Below are 17,798 nucleotides of genomic sequence, written 5' to 3'. Positions count from 1 at the left end.
TCAAAAATGCTGGGACAGAAATATTTTCTGCCCCATATAATTAGATGAGCAAGCGCTTAAAAATTACCGTGATTTTGGATGGCAGTTTCTAATTTTGCCACCACTTCCTCGACGCTAATTACTCCTAAATCGCCGGTGGCACGGGTGCGAATACTTAAACTATTAGTTTCCATTTCTTTTGCCCCCACCACTGCCATCACGGGTATTTTTGCAGTTTCAGCATTGCGAATCATTTTACCCAAACGTTCGCCACTGGTATCGGTTTCGGCGCGAATTCCTAACAACTGCATTTTCGCTGTCACCTCTTTAGCGTAATCCAATTGACTATCACTAACCGGTAATAATCGTATCTGGACAGGAGCTAACCAAAGAGGAAAATTGCCTGCGTATTCTTCGATTAAAATACCGATTAAACGTTCCAAAGAACCAAAAGGTGCGCGATGAATCATCACCGGACGTTTACGATTACCATCTTCGGCAACGTATTCTAATTCAAAACGTTCGGGTAAATTATAATCTACCTGTACCGTTCCTAACTGCCATTCTCTTTCGAGGGCATCTTGGAAAATAAAGTCTAATTTTGGACCATAAAAAGCCGCTTCTCCGGGGGCTTCAAAATAATCCATCCCCAAAGTTTGCACCGCTTTTCTAATCGCTGATTGTGCCTTTTCCCAAGCTTCATCGGAACCGATATACTTATCTGATTCGGGGTCACGAAAACTTAATCGCGCCTTAAAATTCTTTAATTGTAAACTCTTAAACACCGTCAAAATTAAATCAACAACGCTTAAAAATTCCTTGTCTAATTGTTCGGGAGTGACAAATAAATGGGAATCATCGACGGTAAAACCGCGAACTCTAGTTAACCCTCCCAATTCTCCCGATTGTTCGTAACGATAAACCGTCCCGAATTCTGCCAAACGCATCGGCAATTCCCGATAGGATCTCAAATCACTTTTATAGATTTGAATATGAAAAGGACAGTTCATCGGTTTGAGGACAAATCCTATTTCCTTACTAGCAGATTCCTCATCGTCTGCCATCATGGGAAACATATCTTCTTTGTACTTTTGCCAGTGACCAGAAATTTTAAACAAATCGACGCGAGCAATATGGGGAGTAACTACGGGTAAATAACCGCGTTTTAACTGTTCTTTTTTCAGAAAATCTTCTAACAAAGAACGAATTAAAGTTCCTTTCGGTGTCCATAAAGGCAACCCTGGCCCGACAGAATCAGAGAAAATAAATAAACCTAATTCTTTGCCTAATTTCCGATGGTCCCGTTTCAGTGCTTCTTCCTTACGCCGCTTGTATTCGGCTAATTGTTGGGGATTTTCCCAAGCTGTTCCGTAAATGCGCTGTAATTGGGCTTTATTCTCATCCCCGCGCCAATAAGCACCCGCTACCGTCTCTAATTCGATCGCTTTCGGCTCTAGTTCACTTGTATTGCTTAGGTGCGGACCGGCGCACAAATCCCACCAAGCGTCACCAAGATGATAGAGAGTGATGGGTTCTTGAATTCCCGCCAGAATTTCCAGCTTATAGGGTTCATTAATCGCTTTAATGCGCTTTTCCGCCTCTTCCCGAGAAACTTGCTCGCGAATCACCGGCAGTTTTTTATTGATAATTTTGACCATCTCTTTTTTGATGTCCTTGAGATCCTTATCGGTAAAAGGTTCCGGCACATCAAAATCGTAGTAAAATCCGGTTTCAGTCCAAGGCCCGATAGTAACTTGGGCTTTCGGGAATAATTTCTGCACCGCCATGGCCATAACATGGGAGGTGGTGTGACGAATGCGCTTGAGGTGGTCGGATTCGCTGGTTTTCGGTAGTTTAATCGGGGCTTGGTTATCCATATCTCTATACTATGCCGTCTCTATCTATCTTACTGTCCGGGTGCCTGGTCTGTCTCGAACAGACCAGGTAGTCACCCCAAGCGAGAGATAGCGATTAGCCCATCCCCTATATTTTACAAGGCATTGGGAAACCTATAGCCGGTTCGAGCGATAAAGGACTCTACATTGCGAAGGGCGAATAAATCCCCATTGTATTGGGATACTTGATCGATGTCTACAGAATACATGGTCTTATTGGCTCCTAATTTAAAAATTTGAAACCCTCGATCGAGCAGGAACTGAAAATTTTCTCGAACACTATACTGATAATGCTCCGTATTGGCGGGGATCGATTCAAACATCACCACTTGACTATTTTGAATCGTTTTTTCCGCTCCTTGAAATACCCATTTTTCATATCCCTCTACATCGATCTTGAGAAGATCGATCGGTGTATCGGGAATTACCCGATCCAAAGGCTGTTTTTCAACCGCAATCCCTTGATCCGATAGGTGAACCCGACTGCGATCATCCGATTTATTCAAGGCAAAATAAATCGTACCATTACTATCTCCGACGGCTAGATTATAAATTTTAATATTGGTGAACTGATTCAATGTCTGATTATCTTTAATAAATTCAGAGAGTGTTGGATTGGCCTCAAAAGAGAACACTTCTCCCTCCGCTCCCACTAATGTGGAAGCTCTTAGGGAGAGAGTACCGATATTCGCCCCTACATCTATCATCCGATCGCCCAGTTTTAAATAATCTTCCAAAAACCTCTCTTCCCATCGCATACGAGCGGGATCGACCCACAATTGAGCGCTGATACCCGAGGGATTAAATCGAATTTTATAGCCTTTTCTCTGGACGATAAATAACTTACATAAACCGGTTCTCATCAAAATTCTAGACAGCAAAAAACGAACGGGGTACTTTTGCTCGGATAAGGTTTTCATTAAAGACATGGATTGAATAGTAGGTCTCCTAGCTTATAGATGAATTTGTGGTTCTTCGTTACTTGGTATAGTTCGATCAGGTGGCATAAATCGACTAAATTCTTATCTGGCAAGAGACTTAATTGATTAGTTGGTTCTAGAGCAAAAACAATTGACAAAAATCGATGAATGTCTTTCTCTATAAGAGTTTTATCCATTATAACCCCGTCCACTTCATAACATGAACCGAAGAACCGAATTTGTATAGTTTTTTCCGACTAAGAATAAGCCTACACGGTTCCACCTCGAAAATACCATAACCACTTACTCGATGTCAAAATATCTATCCATATCGATAGATGACAGAGAGAGACCGAATCGAAAGCCCTGTTCTTTCTCGGGATCGAACTTACAAAAATCCCCCCCATTCGCTTCAGGGGGTAAAGAATTAATCTACGGTCGGTAAAAGGTTCCGGCACATCAAAATCGTAGTAAAATCCGGTTTCAGTCCAAGGGAGCATCTCACCTTTGCAATAAGCATAAATACTTAGTAGAAAAATAGGCTTTTCGAGGGTAATTCTTGTTTTAATTCTCCATGTACGCGGTCTTTAAAAGCCTCTATTTCGTTCCAAGACACGATTAAGAGTGGCTTTTAAGCTAAGTATAATTACTCATCGCGTAAGTGAGATGCTCCCCAGTCCAAGGCCCGATAGTAACTTGGGCTTTCGGGAATAATTTCTGCACCGCCATGGCCATAACATGGGAGGTGGTGTGACGAATGCGCTTGAGGTGGTCGGATTCGCTGGTTTTCGGTAGTTTAATCGGGGCTTGGTTATCCATATTTCTTCAATTTACACCTTCTCTATTCTCTATTTTAATAGTAAAAGGAGTCTTTAGTCAGGAAAAAAATTAAGATAGATATCAGTGCCATTTCCCCCCATCTCTAACCGCTAACCCCTCATCTCTATTTCCCGATGAAAAAACTAATTTTATCCTGTTTATTTTTGGGATTGGTTGCTTGTCATACCTCGGTTAATACCACCGATAACCAAAAACCAAAGGTAATATCTACTAGCACAATTATCGCCGATTTAACCGCACGAGTGGGCGGTGAAGAAATTGACCATCAAGACATTTTAAAACCGGGGGATGATCCCCACGTTTATGAACCGGTTCCCGCCGATAGTGTGGCTTTAGAAAAAGCCGATTTAATTCTTTATAACGGTTATAATCTCGAACCGGGGTTAATTAAAATGATCAATTCTACGGGAATTAAAGCTAAAAAAGTGGCCGTGGGAGAAGCAATCAAGCCTTTACAACTGGAAAAAGAGGGGCAGAAAGTCCCCGATCCCCACGTTTGGGGTTCGGCGAAAAATGGGATAATTATGGTGGAAAAAATCCGAGATCAACTGATTAAATTAAGTCCCGAAGATAAAGAGATTTTTACCCAAAATGCCGCCCAATTAATCGCAGAATTAGAAAATCTTGATCGCTGGATTACTGCGGCTATTGAAACTATCCCCCCTTCCCAAAGACAATTAGTCACCACTCATGACGCTTTCCAGTATTATGCTCATGCCTACGGTTTAAAAGTTGCGGGAACTTTAATTGGTATTAGTACTGAAGAACAACCAAGCGCCCAAACGGTGAAAAATTTAGCCGATGCTATTAAAAATCTCCAGGTTGCTGCTATCTTTGCCGAGACGACTATTAATCCCGCTTTAATTACCACTGTAGCCGAAGAAGCGGGGGTGAAATTAGCACCACAACAATTATATTCTGATTCAATCGGCGCGGTGGGTACTAGGGGGGATAGTTATGTAAAAATGCTGAAAGAAAATACTCGATCGATCGTGGAATCTTTAGGGGGAAAAGTACCCACAGAAGCTCAATTAGACCTCTTGTAAAAATCAAAAAATTGTCCTTAGAGTCAGGAGTTAGGAAGGCAGAAATACCGACAATCAGCAATTATCAGTGACTTTTAGATGATGACAAATGGATCAGCAGCTGGCTGTAAGCATCCCACCGAAAAGCTAATGCGCGGGGGGTTTGGGGGGTAGAACCCCCCAAAAGCTTGGATTGAGGTAAAAAATCGAAAGTAACGACCGACTTTAGCAGAGAGTTTCCCCTTAAAAATCCCAACTTAGTAAATTTACAAAGCGGGGTTTATTTACCAAATCCTTTACCGCGATTGACAGCAGGTAAAATGAGACAACTGTTAATCTGTTCTTTTAGGGTTTCATGATCGAGATTTTGACCGATAAGAACTAGCTGATTTTTCGGAGTACCTTTCCATTCGTCATCTTCGAGAGTAAAACGTTTACCACTGAGGTGAAAAATATGACGTTTAGGACTTTCATCAAACCAGAGAATACCCTTAGCACGGAAAACACTTTCTGGTAACTGATTATCGAGGAAATATTGGAACTTCCGAATCGAAAAAGGTTGGTCACTAGCAAAGGAAATAGAAGTAAATCCATCCACCTCTAAATGATTGGAATGGTCGTGATGATCATGATCATGATCGTGGTGATGATGATCGTGATCATGATCATGATCGCAATGGTCGTGATCGTGGTCGTGGTGATGATGGTCGTGATGTTCTTCTTCTGTGTCGAAATATTTATCCGATTCAAATAGTCCGACGCTGAGAATTAAGGGTAAAGGAATCTGACTTTTGCTAGTGCGAATAATTCTTGATCCTTCCTTCATGTCCCGGATTCTTATTTCTAAAGAATCCACATCTGCTTCATCCACTAGATCGGTTTTATTAAGAACAATAATATCACCGTAGGTGATTTGACTTAAGGCCGCTTGCGAGTTGAATAAATCGAGACTAAAATTGGCACAATCCACCATAGTGACAATGGAATCTAAACGGGTCATTTCTCGTAATTCCGTCCCTAAAAAGGTTAAAGCTACCGGTAAAGGATCGGCTAATCCCGTGGTTTCTACGACTAAATAATCGATTTTTTCGGGACGTTCGAGAACTTTATAAACTGCTTGAATTAAATCTTCGTTAATCGTGCAGCAAATACAGCCATTATTTAATTCTACCATGCTGTCATCACTGCTGATAATCAGTTCATTATCGATACCGATTTCACCAAATTCATTGACAAGAACAGCAGTTTTTAATCCCTGTTGATTGCTGAGAATATGATTGAGGAGAGTAGTCTTACCACTACCAAGAAACCCAGTAATAATTGTTACTGGAAGACCTTGTTTTGGCACTGACATCGTGTTAATAGCTTGTGATTCGACGGTTTGCATAATGATTTGGGGGTGAGTATTCTGTCACTAAAAAGCGATTTTTCGGGATGAGATAGCTAGTTTTTCTCGATCAAACAGTCTCCACTCGATCGCCGACTATTTTTATTGTAGATATTTTTGGACCACATCCCATCCTGTTAGGGTAACAAAAAGAAAACCCAGAAACAATAAAAGATTAGTGCCGATGTGGAGAGACCGCGCTAGAGGTGGACGAGTTGTAATGTTCAGGCCGCTAATTGCCGAAACAAAAACCAGAAAAACCACCGATAAACCCGCTATCAGGTGGGAAGAGTGGCCTAAACTGCCATAATGACCGATTGTTCCCACTAATCCGATTCCCAGCAGAATTAAGACCAAAGCAACCATGATCAGGCCGCTGAGGAGATGAAAAGGTCTTAACCATTTCGGTCGAGATTGGCCCGCAAGTCGTCGATAACCCATGTTTACCCCCGAAACCGCTAGTAAAAAATAGGCAAAGAGGGAAAATCCCATCGACCAAGCGGCAATTTTCCATAACCAGAGAAAGGAGGGGAGATTCATAGGGGGGGATTATTGTTAGCAAGGAAAGGGACGACCGATCGTGTTAATTTAAGTTTACCGGACAAAAATCAGCAAGTTAGGGCTAATATGTCTCATCTCACCATCGACACGGAAAATAATCAGCGTCAACCCTTTGAGTTACCGGGGGCTAAACCCCATTATAACCCCGATCGACCCGGACAAGTTAATCATATTTTTCTCGATTTAATTATTGATATTCCCCGACAAAGTTTTCAGGGCAGCTGTCAGATTACCCTCACCCCCATTCGTCAGGGAATTAGCAGTTTAACCCTGGATGCGGTGGATCTAAATATTGATTCTGTGTTCATTGAAGGTATCAGTCAACCCTTTGACTATGATCGTTTTCTACTGACCATTCATCTGCTACAACCCACCACCGATAAACCGATTATCCTGACGATTAACTATCAAGTTAACCAACCACAACGGGGATTATATTTTATCGGCCCCGACGAATATCATCCCGACAAACCGATGCAAGTTTGGACCCAGGGAGAAGATGAAGATTCTCGCTTTTGGTTTCCCTGTTTTGATTACCCCGGCCAATTAGCCACCTCCGAAATTCGGGTTAAAATTCCCCAACCCTATATCGCTATTTCTAACGGGGAATTAATCTCGGTGGAACCCGTTGGTGAGGACAGAATTTATCACTGGTCACAAAAGCAAATTCATCCTACCTATTTAATGACTCTTGCGGTGGGAGATTTTGCCGAATTATGCGACTCATGGAATGGTGTTCCTGTTACTTATTATGTGGAAAAAGGACGGGAAGAAGAGGGACAAAGAAGTATGGGTAAAACTCCCCGCATGATCGAGTTTTTTAGCCAAAAGTTTGGTTATCCCTATCCCTATCCCAAATACGCGCAAGTTTGTGTAGATGATTTTATCTTTGGTGGGATGGAAAATACTTCCACCACAATTTTAACCGATCGCTGTTTAATTGATCAAAGAGCCAGCATCGATCATACTTGGACAGAAAGCTTAGTTGCCCATGAATTAGCTCATCAATGGTTCGGTGATTTAGTGGTAATTAAACACTGGTCTCACGCTTGGATTAAAGAGGGAATGGCTTCCTATTCTGAGGTTTTATGGACAGAATCGGAATACGGAAAAGCTGCTGCTAGTTATTATTTATTAGGGGAAGCAAGAAGTTATTTAGAAGAAGATACTTCCCGCTATCGTCGTCCGATTGTTACTCATGTTTATCGAGAAGCGATCGAACTTTATGATCGTCATCTCTACGAAAAAGGTGCCTGTGTTTATCAGATGATCCGCTCTATTTTAGGGGAAGATTTATTTGAAAAAGCGATTCATACTTTTGTGCGGGATAATGCCCATAAAACCGTAGAAACTGTGGACTTATTACGGGCGATCGAAAAAGCGACCGGGTACAATTTATTATTCCTCTTTGATCAGTACGTTTATCGCGGTGGTCATCCCGATTATAAGGTGGCCTACAGTTGGGACAATCAGAATAATTTAGCCCAATTAACCGTCACCCAAACCCAGGATGAAAAGGAACTATTCGACTTGAAAATTCCCGTCGCTTTTGCCTATCTCAACTCTGAGGATATTACCTATAATCTGCGGATTCACCAAAAAGAACAAAGTTTCTATTTTCCCCTAGCACAAAAGCCCGATTTTGTCAAGTTCGATCGGGGTAATAATTTCCTCAAAACCGTCACTCTTGAGTATCCCATCGCCGAATTAAAAGCGCAATTACAACAGGATCCCGACCCGATTTCCCGTATCTATGGAGCGACGGCCATTGCTAAAAAAGGCGGTTTAGAAGCGATCGAAGCTTTAGGGACATCCCTAGAAAATGAGCCTTTTTGGGGGGTGCGTGTGGAGGTGGCCAAACAGTTAGCAACTCTTGGTTTAGATCAGGCAGTTACTGCTTTAATTAAAGGTTTAAACGACGAAAAAGCGCAAGTACGTCGGGCAATTGTCGAGGGATTAAGTGAAATTAAAACCTTAGATAGTTATAACGCGCTTAAATCCCTACTAGAAGCCGGAGACGCTAGTTATTATGTGGAAGCAGCCACCGCGCGAGGATTAGGCTCCATGGCCGTGGGACAATTGCAAAATAAAGAAGGGGAAATTATTGACCTGCTCAATCATATTTTACAGTCAAGAAAGGGGTGGAATGAGGTAGTAAGAGCGGGCGCAATTGGGGGTTTAAGCCAGTTAAAAACCTCGCCGGCGGCTTTAGAGTCAATTTTGACCTACACGGCTTTAGGCACACCTCAACCCCTGAGATTAGCCGCTATCCGCGCCCTAGGAGCAATTTCTTCGGGACAAACCACGGATAAATTAACCGTAATTTTGGAACGTTTAGAAACCATTGCCAAGGAAACTTTTTTCTTGACGCAGGTGGCACTGTGTAACGCTTTAGGACAGATAGAAAATGCCAAAGCTATCGCTATTTTACAAGCCTTGAGCGATCGAACTCCCGATGGTCGCGTCCGTCGTGTAGCGGAGGAAGCAGTACAAAAAGTCCAGAAAAAATTAGGTTCCGAGAAAGCAATTCAGGAAATTCGCGAGGAATTAGAAAAAATGAAACAGGAAAATCAGGAACTTAAAAGTCGTTTGACCAAATTAGAGGCGAAAAATAGTTAGTTAACCTGAGTTATCAGTTATCAGTTATCAGTTATCAGTTATCAGTTATCAGTTATCAGTTAAGTCGGTAGGCGTTAAAAATTATCAGACACCCCCTTATCAAAGGGGGGATTAAGGGGGGATCCCCCCGCCTACCGGCACCCCCCTTATCAAGGGGGCAGGGGGGATCGAACCTAAAATCCATTTTTAATTTAATTATAACCAGCTACTTATCAGTTATCTGTTTACTGTCTTGAGAGAACCATGGGATTAGGAGAAACAGACACCAGAGCCAAATTAATTGACCCCGTCCTGCATCAAAGAGGATGGACCGAGGATTGTCTCAAGCGAGAAGAAACCCCGGGGGCCATTCAAATTATCGATGGGGAAGCCGAACGCGCCAGGGGAAGGATTGATTACACCCTGCGAGTGGCCGTCAGTAGCGACAGCCAACCCTTAGCCGTCGCCCTAATAGAAGCAAAAAAGGAAGATGCGCCCCCCACTGAAGGCTTAGAACAGGTTAAACGCTATGCCAAAGGGTTAAATGTACCGTTTGTGTACTCCTGTAACGGTCATCTTTTTGTCGAATATGATCGCACGACGAATATAACTTCAGCCCCTCAACCCCTCAGCCAATTTCCTACCCCGGCCGAACTGAGGGGGAGATACGAGCAGTATGTAGGCTTCAGCCTAGCAGAGGAGGTCGCCCGTCCCCTGCTGACTCCCTATAAGGGGGGAGAAGGAGGACGGCGTTACTACCAAGATGCTGCCATCCGCGCTGCTTTGGAAAAAATTGCCCGCTGCCAGCAAACAGGCTCCCCGGCGCGAGTCCTTCTAACCCTGGCAACGGGCGCGGGTAAGACTTTTATCGCCTGTAACCTACTGCGAAAAATAGCAGATGCCGGACAGTTGCGGCGGGCGTTATTTGTCTGCGATCGCGATGAGTTGAGAACCCAGGGGGCGGCGGCTTTGCAAATTGCCTTCGGTTCCGATGCGGCGGAAGTAGAAAAGAACCAACCCCACAAGAATGCCCGTGTTTTAATTGCCACCTATCAAACCCTGAATGTGGACAAGGAAGAGGACATGGGGAATTTTTTAACCACCCATTACCCGGAAAATTACTTCAGCCATATCATCATCGATGAGTGTCACCGTTCCGCATGGGGTAAGTGGTCGCAAGTTCTCACCCGCAACAGTGAGGCGGTACAGGTGGGATTGACGGCAACTCCCCGGGAATTGGAGTTTACAGAAGACTCGCCCGAATCAGAAGCCGATAGACAAATCACCGCCGATAATATGGCCTATTTTGGCGAACCCGTCTATGAATACGACATCGGACAAGGGATAGAGGATGGCTATCTTGCCGCCTGCGAAATTGTTAGGAGTGCCATCAACCTCGATGACACGGGCATTACAGTGGAGGAGGTCATCAGCAGAAATCCCCTTGATGCCAACACGGGACAGCCCATCCCAGAGGCAGAAATTAGGGAAATGTACGAGAAAACCAGTTATGAGCGGTCAATTTTGCTCCCTGACCGTGTGATGGCGATGGCGGGGGATTTATTCAATCATTTGTTAACAACGGGGGAAGTGGAACAGAAAACGATTATCTTCTGTGTTAATGACCGCCATGCTGATGCTGTAGCCATTGAGATGAATAATCTCTATGCTCGTTGGTGTGCCGCTAAGGGGGAAAAGCCGAAGGATTATTATGCCTTCAAGTGTACGGCCAAATCTTCGGGTAATGACTATTTGCCGGATTTAAAGGGCAGTTCCCGTTCCCATTTTGTCGCGACGACGGTAGATCTTTTAACCACCGGTGTTGATGTCCCCAATGTGAGAAATATTGTCTTTTTTAAATATGTCAATTCTCCCATTAGTTTCTATCAAATGGTAGGGCGGGGGACGCGGTTGGATCTACCCACTAATAAGTTAATGTTTCGGGTGTATGACTACACTAATGCTACCCGTTTATTTGGGGAGAAGTTTCTCGATAAGTTAGCCACCAAAAAGGGGACGGCGGCGGAACCAAAGGAAAGGCAGCAACGCCGGGTTATCTCCGTTGAGGGGTTCGAGGTAAATATTACTCCGGTGGGGCGCTATATTCTGACGACGGTAGGCGGAGAAACGAAGCCGATAACGGTGGAGGAGTATCGAGAGAGGCTGGCGGAATCCTTGGTTAATCAGGTGACTAATTTGACTTTATTTCGTTCGATTTGGGTTCAGCCGGAGGAGCGGGGGAGGTTATTACAAATACTGCCTGATGGGGGGCGATCAGCAAGTATAATTAGGACACTAGATGAGTTGGAAGCTTGCGATTTATTTGATGTTTTGGGAGAGTTGGGTTATGGTTTGCACCGTCTGACTCGTCTGGAAAGAGCGGAAGCTTTTAGTTATAAACAGGAGGATTGGTTACGCGAAATGCCAGAAGAAACGGCGGCGACAGTGAGGGCGATTGCTTCTCAGTTTGCTAAGTCGGGGACGGAAGGATTGGAAAATAAGCTCATTTTTCAAGTGCCGGAAGTGACTAAGGCTGGGGGTTTATCGGCGTTAAAGTTAGTAGGTAAACCCTCTGAGATCATACAGGAAACTAAGATAAGATTGTTTGCCGCTTAGGGTTTTTAATTGGGGATTGGTATTTGAATGTTTATGATTGGGCAAGGGAGTTATTATGAGTCAGGAAAATGATCGGCAGTTGCCCGATGGTTGGCAGTGGGTAAAGTTGGGGGATGTTTGTGAACTAATTATGGGACAATCTCCACCTAGTTCTAGTTATATAAATGAACCCCGCGGACTACCATTTTTTCAAGGTAAAGCCGACTTTGGTAAAATATCACCTATTCCACGATTTTGGTGTTTTGAACCCATTAAAATCGCTGAAGTAGGAGATATTTTAATTTCAGTTCGCGCCCCTGTTGGACCAACAAATATAGTTGACGTTCAATGCTGTATTGGTAGAGGATTAGCAGCTATCCGTCCCAATCAAGATAGTGAACGTGATTTTATTCATGCAGCATTGAGGTTATATGAAAATAAATTAGTATCTCTAGGTAGTGGCAGTACATTTGAAGCTATTGGCAGAAAAGATTTAGAAACATTAAAAATCCCTCTCCCACCCCTAAGCGAACAAAAACGAATAGCCGCCATTCTTAATGAACAGATGGAAGCGGTAGAAAAGGCACGAAAAGCAACAGAAGCACAGTTAGAAGCTGCCAAGGCTTTACCTGCTGCCTATCTTCGGGCTGTTTTTGAAAGTGAGGAGGCTAATTCTTGGGAGAGGAGAAAGTTAGGGGATATTGCTCGTCTTATTAGTGGTGGTACACCCTCACGAAACAATTCCTCAAGCTTCAAAGGCACTATAGCTTGGGTTAAAACTTTAGATCTTAATTGTGAGGTTGTTAAAGAAACAGAAGAATATATTTCTGAAACTGCTTTTGATGAAATTCGAGGGGAAATGCTGCCAGTTGGCTCTGTGATGATTGCCATGTATGGTGGTGGTGGAACTATTGGAAAATCTGGAATCTTAGGCTTACCTGCTGTTACTAATCAAGCAATTTGTTCGATTTTGCCAAACTATAATGTTTTTATTCCTGAGTTCCTACACGCATGGGTATTAAATTTTAGACCTAAATGGATGGACTATAGTAGCGGCAACCGAAGAGATCCCAACATTAAAAAAGGAGTTATTTCAAATATTGAATGCCCTTTTCCAACAGTTGAAAAACAAAAACAAATCGCCTCAACTCTAACCGAACAAATGCAGGAAGTGGAACGACTAAAACAGAACTTAAAAGAGCAACTCGACACCATCAATAAACTCCCCGCCGTCCTATTGCGCCGCGCCTTTAAGGGAGAATTATAGTTATGCAAACAATAGACATAGAAAAAACACAGCAAGCATGGACAAACTTAAACCAAATACTGTTCATACCTCGTACTGAATCAGAAGAAAATCGCTATTATTTTACTAAATGACAGAAAACCTAATTATCAAATATGACCCAACGGGAGACATTCTCTATATCAATAAATGCGCTCCCTATCCCGAACAAGAATCAGAAGAATGAGGAGATGATATTATTGTGAGAGTCAACCCCCAAACCGAAGAAATCGAAAACCTAGAAATCCTATTCTTTTCTCAAAGACTGCAAGAAAAAAACGAACTCCAACTCCCCCTCATCGCCAATCTCCGCTTGGCAGGTTAGACAAATTAGGTAAACTCAATGGCTAAAAAAAACAGCAACGACAACGGTAAAACCTTCACCACCCAACAGGGACTTAACAGCTACATCAAAGGCATCTGCGACATCATGCGGCGTTCCAACTGTGCCGGTGCTTTACAGTACGTCCCCGAACTCAGTTGGCTACTGTTCCTCAAAATCCTTGACGACACCGAACAGCGAGAAGCGGAAGAAGCGGAAGCCGTGGGGGACTCTTTTGCCGATTCCATCCCCGAACCCTACCGTTGGCGAGATTGGGCGAACCCTGAAGGCAACCGCCGCCTTAACCTGCAAATGGGGGAAATGGGTCAATTTCTGCCCTTTGTCAATGAAGAAGTCATTCCCTACCTCAAAAGCCTCAAAAACAAACCCCAAGCCACCCCCCGCCAAAAAATTATCAGTGAGGTCATATCCAGTGTCGAACGAGTCCGCATCGACACCGAAACCAACCTGTTAGACATCCTCGATAAAATCCACGAAATCGACTACATTGACCCTACCCACATCTTCCCCATCTCCCAAGTTTACGAGGGATTGCTGTTGAAAATGGGAGAAAAAAACAACGATGGCGGTCAATTCTTTACCCCCCGGGAAGTCATCCGGGCAATGGTCAAAGCCATCACCCCCCAAGTAGGAGAAACCATCTATGACCCCTGCTGCGGCACGGGCGGATTCCTGGCCCAATCCTACGAATATATCCGCGATTTCCTAGCAGATGACATCACCCCCGAACAGCTAGAAACCGTCAAACTAAAAACCTTTTACGGAAGGGAAAAAGAGAACCTCATCTACCCCATTGCCCTCGCTAATTTAGTCCTACACGGCATCGATTACCCCCACCTCTGGCACGGCAACACCTTAAACCGAGAAGTCATCTATGGCGACCTGTTCCAAGATGCTCCGCCCCAGTTCGATATTATCCTCACTAACCCCCCCTTTGGCGGCAAAGAACACAGGACCGTACAGGCACAATTTGCCTATAAAACCAGTGCTACTCAAGTCCTATTTTTACAGCACGTTATCGATAGTTTGAAACCGGGGGGACGCTGCGGTATCGTCCTAGATGAAGGGGTGTTATTTCGCACCAATGAAAATGCTTTTGTCCAGAGCAAACGAAAACTATTAAACGACTGTAATCTCTGGTGTATCGTTAGTTTGCCCGCGGGGACTTTTGTGGCTGCCGGTGGGGGTGTTAAAGCTAACATCCTCTTTTTTACTAAAGGCAAACCCACTGAAAAAATCTGGTATTATGACCTGTCCGATGTTAAAGTTACCAAGCGCAAACCCCTGATGATGAATCACTTTCAGGAGTTTCTAGAACTATTACCCAACCGAGAAGATAGTGAGAGAAGTTGGACAGTCACCCGTGAAGAAATCGAAGCCAAAAACTTTGACCTCAAAGCTGTCAATCTTAACACCAAAGTAGATGAAGATAAAAGCACCGCCAAGGAATTGCTAGATTTTATTGAGGAGAAAGGTAAAGAAGTTGCTCTAACTCTATCAGTGCTGAGAAAGTGGGAGCGGTGAAGGTCACTTACAGCTTTATGAAAAACTCTTTAATAAACCTGGAGTTTTTAAATTGAGTAATCGATAACTTTCTCACTTTTATTGTCAAAATCAGTGAGTAAAGTCGCTTTTCTTGGTTTTAAATGTACCGTTTGTTCTGGTTGTAACTGTAATTGCTTGTATTCCTCACGATTGAGATAAGCCACCACCATTTCCCCATCGGCTAACATTAATTCTACTTGTATTTCCCAGCCTAAATGAATAACTCTTTTTACCACTGCCCAACTATTCAAACCATCTTGTTCGGGCATAATTTCCAGGTCGTGGGGACGGATAAAAACGGTGGAATTATCACCCGGATGATGTCCATTTCCTAATCCTGCTAAACTGGGTAAGATATTCACTTCCCCAATAAATTGCATCACAAAAGGTGTGGCGGGATGATCGTAAATTTCGGCGGGAGAACCCACCTGTTCAATTTTACCATGATTCATCACGACAATCGTATCGGCTACCTCCATTGCTTCCTCTTGATCGTGGGTAACAAAAACACTGGTAACGTGAACTTCTTCGTGTAAATTTCTCAGCCATACCCTTAATTCTTTTCTAACTTTTGCATCTAAAGCTCCAAAGGGTTCATCTAATAATAATACATTCGGTTGAATGGCTAAAGCGCGGGCTAAAGCTACTCGCTGCCGTTGTCCTCCCGATAATTGGGCGGGATAGCGATCGCCTAATCCTTGTAATTGAATTAATTCTAATAATTCCTCAACTTTTTTCCTAATTACTGGCGATTTTTGCTGGCGAATTTCTAGACCAAAAGCAATATTTTGACGAACAGTTAAATGTTTAAATAGGGCATAATGTTGAAAAACAAAGCCGATATTTCTCCGTCTAGGATCCACATGGGTGGTATCTTGTCCGTTAATAATAATCGCACCACTGTCGGGAGTTTCTAATCCGGCAATTGAACGTAATAAGGTCGATTTTCCCGATCCCGATGGTCCGAGGAGGGCGACTAATTTACCTTCAGGAATGGTTAAACTGATATTATCTAAAGCCTGAAAATTGCCGAAACGTTTAGAAACTTGCTGGATAGTAATACTCATATTTTTAGGTTTTTTGTAGTTAGGTAGTGTGAATTTTGTGGGCGGTTTTACGTTCGAGAATTTCTTTGATAATTAAAGTAACTCCTGCTAGTAAAGCTAGGATAGCCGCCGCACTAAAGGCGGCAGGAGTGAGATAATTTTTATAAGCCTGTTCTACGAAAATTGGCAGGGTGGCAGTTCTCCCTAAAATGCTGCCAGAAACCACAGAAACCGCCCCAAATTCTCCCATCGCCCGGGCATTAGTTAACAGCACGCCGTACATCAATCCCCAACGAATATTGGGTAAAGTGACGCGCCAGAAAATCTGCCAATCATTTGCCCCCAAAGTGCGCCCGGCTTCCTCTTGTTCTAAGCCAATTTCTTCTAAGACTGGGATAACTTCTCTGGCGACAAAAGGCATAGTAACAAATATAGTTGCTAATACCATTCCGGGTAAAGCGAAAAGTATTTTTATATCGAAAAATTCTAAGAAAGAACCTAACCAACCATTGCGCCCATAGAGCAGTACAATCATTAAACCCGCTACCACGGGAGAAACGGCAAAAGGCAAGTCAATTAAACTAATTAATAACGTTTTGCCACGAAATTGATTGCGAGCAATTACCCAGGCTGCACAAAGTCCGAAAATTGTGTTTAAGGGTACAGTAATTAGGGCAATAATTACTGTTAATCTCACCGCTTCGATAAAGTCAGAAGTTCCCGCCGCTTCTAAAAAAGCTTGGAATCCATTGCGAAAAGCATAGTAAAATACTGCCGCTGCTGGAATAAAAAGCAAGAAGGCAAGATAAACAAGGGCGATAATAATTAGTAGGGGTTTGTAATCCCATTCTTTCGTTTTAGTTAAGGCTTTTGGATTCTGCATTTTTGATCTGTCTCCAGTCATACTCTAATATTTTTTTACTTTTTACTTAACTCTGTATTTTTGCCCCCATTGTTGCAGAAAATTAATTACTACTAACATCAACAAAGAAACCAGTAATAAAACCATGCCAATTACTGTCGCCCCTGTGTAATCATATTCCTCTAGTCTTTGGAAGATTAAAACTGGGGCAATTAAATCCTTAAAGGGGATATTAGAGGAAATAATAACTACGGAACCATATTCACCGATCGCTCTGGCAAAACCGAGGGCAACTCCTGTTAAAATAGCCGGTAGTATTGTGGGAAAAATCACTCGCCAAAAGATTTGCCAAGAGGAAGCACCGAGGGATAAAGCCGCTTCTTCTACTTCTTTTTCCATTTCCTGTAAAACCGGCTGTAGGGTGCGGACAATGAAGGGTAAAGCGATAAATAACATCGCCACAAAAACCCCTAAAATGGTAAAGGATATCTTAATGCCAAAGGGGGCAAAAAATTGACCGAGCCAACCGTTATCACTGTAAACTGTGGCTAGGACTAAACCGGCAACAGAAGTGGGTAAAGCAAAGGGCAAATCCACACAAGCATCGACAATTTTTTTACCTGGGAATCGATACCGCACTAATACCCAAGCGATAATAGTGCCAAAAACTCCGTCAATTAATCCGGCGATTAAGGAAGTAAAAAAAGTGACTTGGTAGGCGGATAAAGAAATCGGTAAAGTGGCAATGCGCCAAAATTCGGCAAAACCAAGAGTTAGGGATTTAGCAAATAGTGCCGCTGCCGGTAAAACCAACAAAACCACTAGATAACTAATGGTAATTACCCAAGGAATAGAAACTTTTTTCAGGGGTTGACTGGGAGATAAAGATAATTGTGGGTTAGCCATTGTTAATTATT

The 17,798-nt window shown here is 43.1% G+C and carries 13 protein-coding genes and 1 pseudogene; 6 read left to right on the top strand and 8 right to left on the bottom strand.

Going from position 1 to position 17,798, the window contains the following annotated elements; genetic code table 11:
- Positions 1–56: 56 nt before the first annotated feature.
- The 3 genes from thrS to ACE3JL_RS04765 form a co-directional block, all read right to left on the bottom strand.
- Positions 57–1,856, bottom strand: a complete 1,800-nt coding sequence (gene thrS / locus ACE3JL_RS04775) for a threonine--tRNA ligase (RefSeq protein WP_375328956.1) — start codon at positions 1,854–1,856, stop codon at positions 57–59.
- Between the two features lie 113 nt (positions 1,857–1,969).
- Complete coding sequence (locus tag ACE3JL_RS04770; protein WP_375328955.1) at positions 1,970–2,803, bottom strand: FkbM family methyltransferase; 834 nt, start codon at positions 2,801–2,803, stop codon at positions 1,970–1,972.
- Between the two features lie 627 nt (positions 2,804–3,430).
- On the bottom strand, positions 3,431–3,613 hold the full coding sequence (locus tag ACE3JL_RS04765) for a hypothetical protein (RefSeq protein WP_375329662.1): 183 nt from the start codon (positions 3,611–3,613) through the stop codon (positions 3,431–3,433).
- Between the two features lie 134 nt (positions 3,614–3,747).
- On the opposite strand from ACE3JL_RS04765, the gene ACE3JL_RS04760 reads away from it, so the two are divergent.
- Positions 3,748–4,680 (top strand): metal ABC transporter solute-binding protein, Zn/Mn family, encoded by a 933-nt coding sequence (locus ACE3JL_RS04760; protein ID WP_271990555.1) that lies wholly within the window; start codon positions 3,748–3,750, stop codon positions 4,678–4,680.
- 259 nt (positions 4,681–4,939) lie between these two features.
- Here the strand turns inward: ACE3JL_RS04760 and ACE3JL_RS04755 are convergent, their stop codons facing one another.
- Together ACE3JL_RS04755 and ACE3JL_RS04750 are read right to left on the bottom strand one after the other, a co-directional pair.
- Positions 4,940–6,046 (bottom strand): CobW family GTP-binding protein, encoded by a 1,107-nt coding sequence (locus ACE3JL_RS04755; protein WP_375328954.1) that lies wholly within the window; start codon positions 6,044–6,046, stop codon positions 4,940–4,942.
- Positions 6,047–6,148: 102 nt separating this feature from the next.
- Positions 6,149–6,586, bottom strand: coding sequence for a DUF4079 domain-containing protein (locus ACE3JL_RS04750; protein WP_193956161.1), 438 nt, complete (start codon positions 6,584–6,586; stop codon positions 6,149–6,151).
- A gap of 87 nt (positions 6,587–6,673) precedes the next feature.
- Here ACE3JL_RS04750 and ACE3JL_RS04745 point away from each other — a divergent pair, with 87 nt between their 5' ends.
- The 5 genes and pseudogenes from ACE3JL_RS04745 to ACE3JL_RS04725 all read left to right on the top strand — a co-directional run bounded on the left by ACE3JL_RS04745 (position 6,674) and on the right by ACE3JL_RS04725 (position 14,952).
- Entirely contained in the window at positions 6,674–9,226 is a 2,553-nt protein-coding gene (locus ACE3JL_RS04745; protein WP_375328953.1) for a M1 family aminopeptidase, read from the top strand.
- Positions 9,227–9,469: 243 nt separating this feature from the next.
- The gene (locus ACE3JL_RS04740; protein WP_375328952.1) at positions 9,470–11,821 is read left to right on the top strand and encodes a DEAD/DEAH box helicase family protein; all 2,352 of its coding nucleotides are present in this window, start codon (positions 9,470–9,472) and stop codon (positions 11,819–11,821) included.
- Between the two features lie 55 nt (positions 11,822–11,876).
- A complete protein-coding gene (locus ACE3JL_RS04735; RefSeq protein ID WP_375328951.1) occupies positions 11,877–13,067 on the top strand; it encodes a restriction endonuclease subunit S in 1,191 nt (396 codons plus the stop codon).
- A gap of 109 nt (positions 13,068–13,176) precedes the next feature.
- Positions 13,177–13,410: pseudogene (locus ACE3JL_RS04730) on the top strand (DUF2283 domain-containing protein).
- A gap of 18 nt (positions 13,411–13,428) precedes the next feature.
- Positions 13,429–14,952, top strand: coding sequence for an N-6 DNA methylase (locus ACE3JL_RS04725; RefSeq protein WP_375328950.1), 1,524 nt, complete (start codon positions 13,429–13,431; stop codon positions 14,950–14,952).
- 47 nt (positions 14,953–14,999) lie between these two features.
- On the opposite strand, the gene ACE3JL_RS04720 is transcribed toward ACE3JL_RS04725, so the two are convergent.
- Genes ACE3JL_RS04720 through cysT form a run of 3 tightly spaced genes read right to left on the bottom strand, consistent with a single transcriptional unit; the run spans position 15,000 to position 17,787 of the window.
- Positions 15,000–16,040: a sulfate/molybdate ABC transporter ATP-binding protein gene (locus ACE3JL_RS04720; RefSeq protein WP_375328949.1), complete on the bottom strand. Its 1,041-nt coding sequence runs from the start codon at positions 16,038–16,040 to the stop codon at positions 15,000–15,002.
- A gap of 19 nt (positions 16,041–16,059) precedes the next feature.
- Positions 16,060–16,902: a sulfate ABC transporter permease subunit CysW gene (gene cysW, locus ACE3JL_RS04715; RefSeq protein ID WP_375328948.1), complete on the bottom strand. Its 843-nt coding sequence runs from the start codon at positions 16,900–16,902 to the stop codon at positions 16,060–16,062.
- A 42-nt stretch (positions 16,903–16,944) separates the two neighbouring features.
- A complete protein-coding gene (cysT, locus tag ACE3JL_RS04710; protein WP_072924081.1) occupies positions 16,945–17,787 on the bottom strand; it encodes a sulfate ABC transporter permease subunit CysT in 843 nt (280 codons plus the stop codon).
- Positions 17,788–17,798: the final 11 nt, after the last annotated feature.

Origin of the sequence: Microcystis sp. BLCC-F210 (assembly GCF_042134685.1) — a bacterium.
Lineage (GTDB): Bacteria > Cyanobacteriota > Cyanobacteriia > Cyanobacteriales > Microcystaceae > Microcystis > Microcystis aeruginosa_D.
The sequence above is the reverse complement of the archived record's forward strand: the minus strand, read 5'-3'. Positions and strand labels throughout refer to the sequence as shown.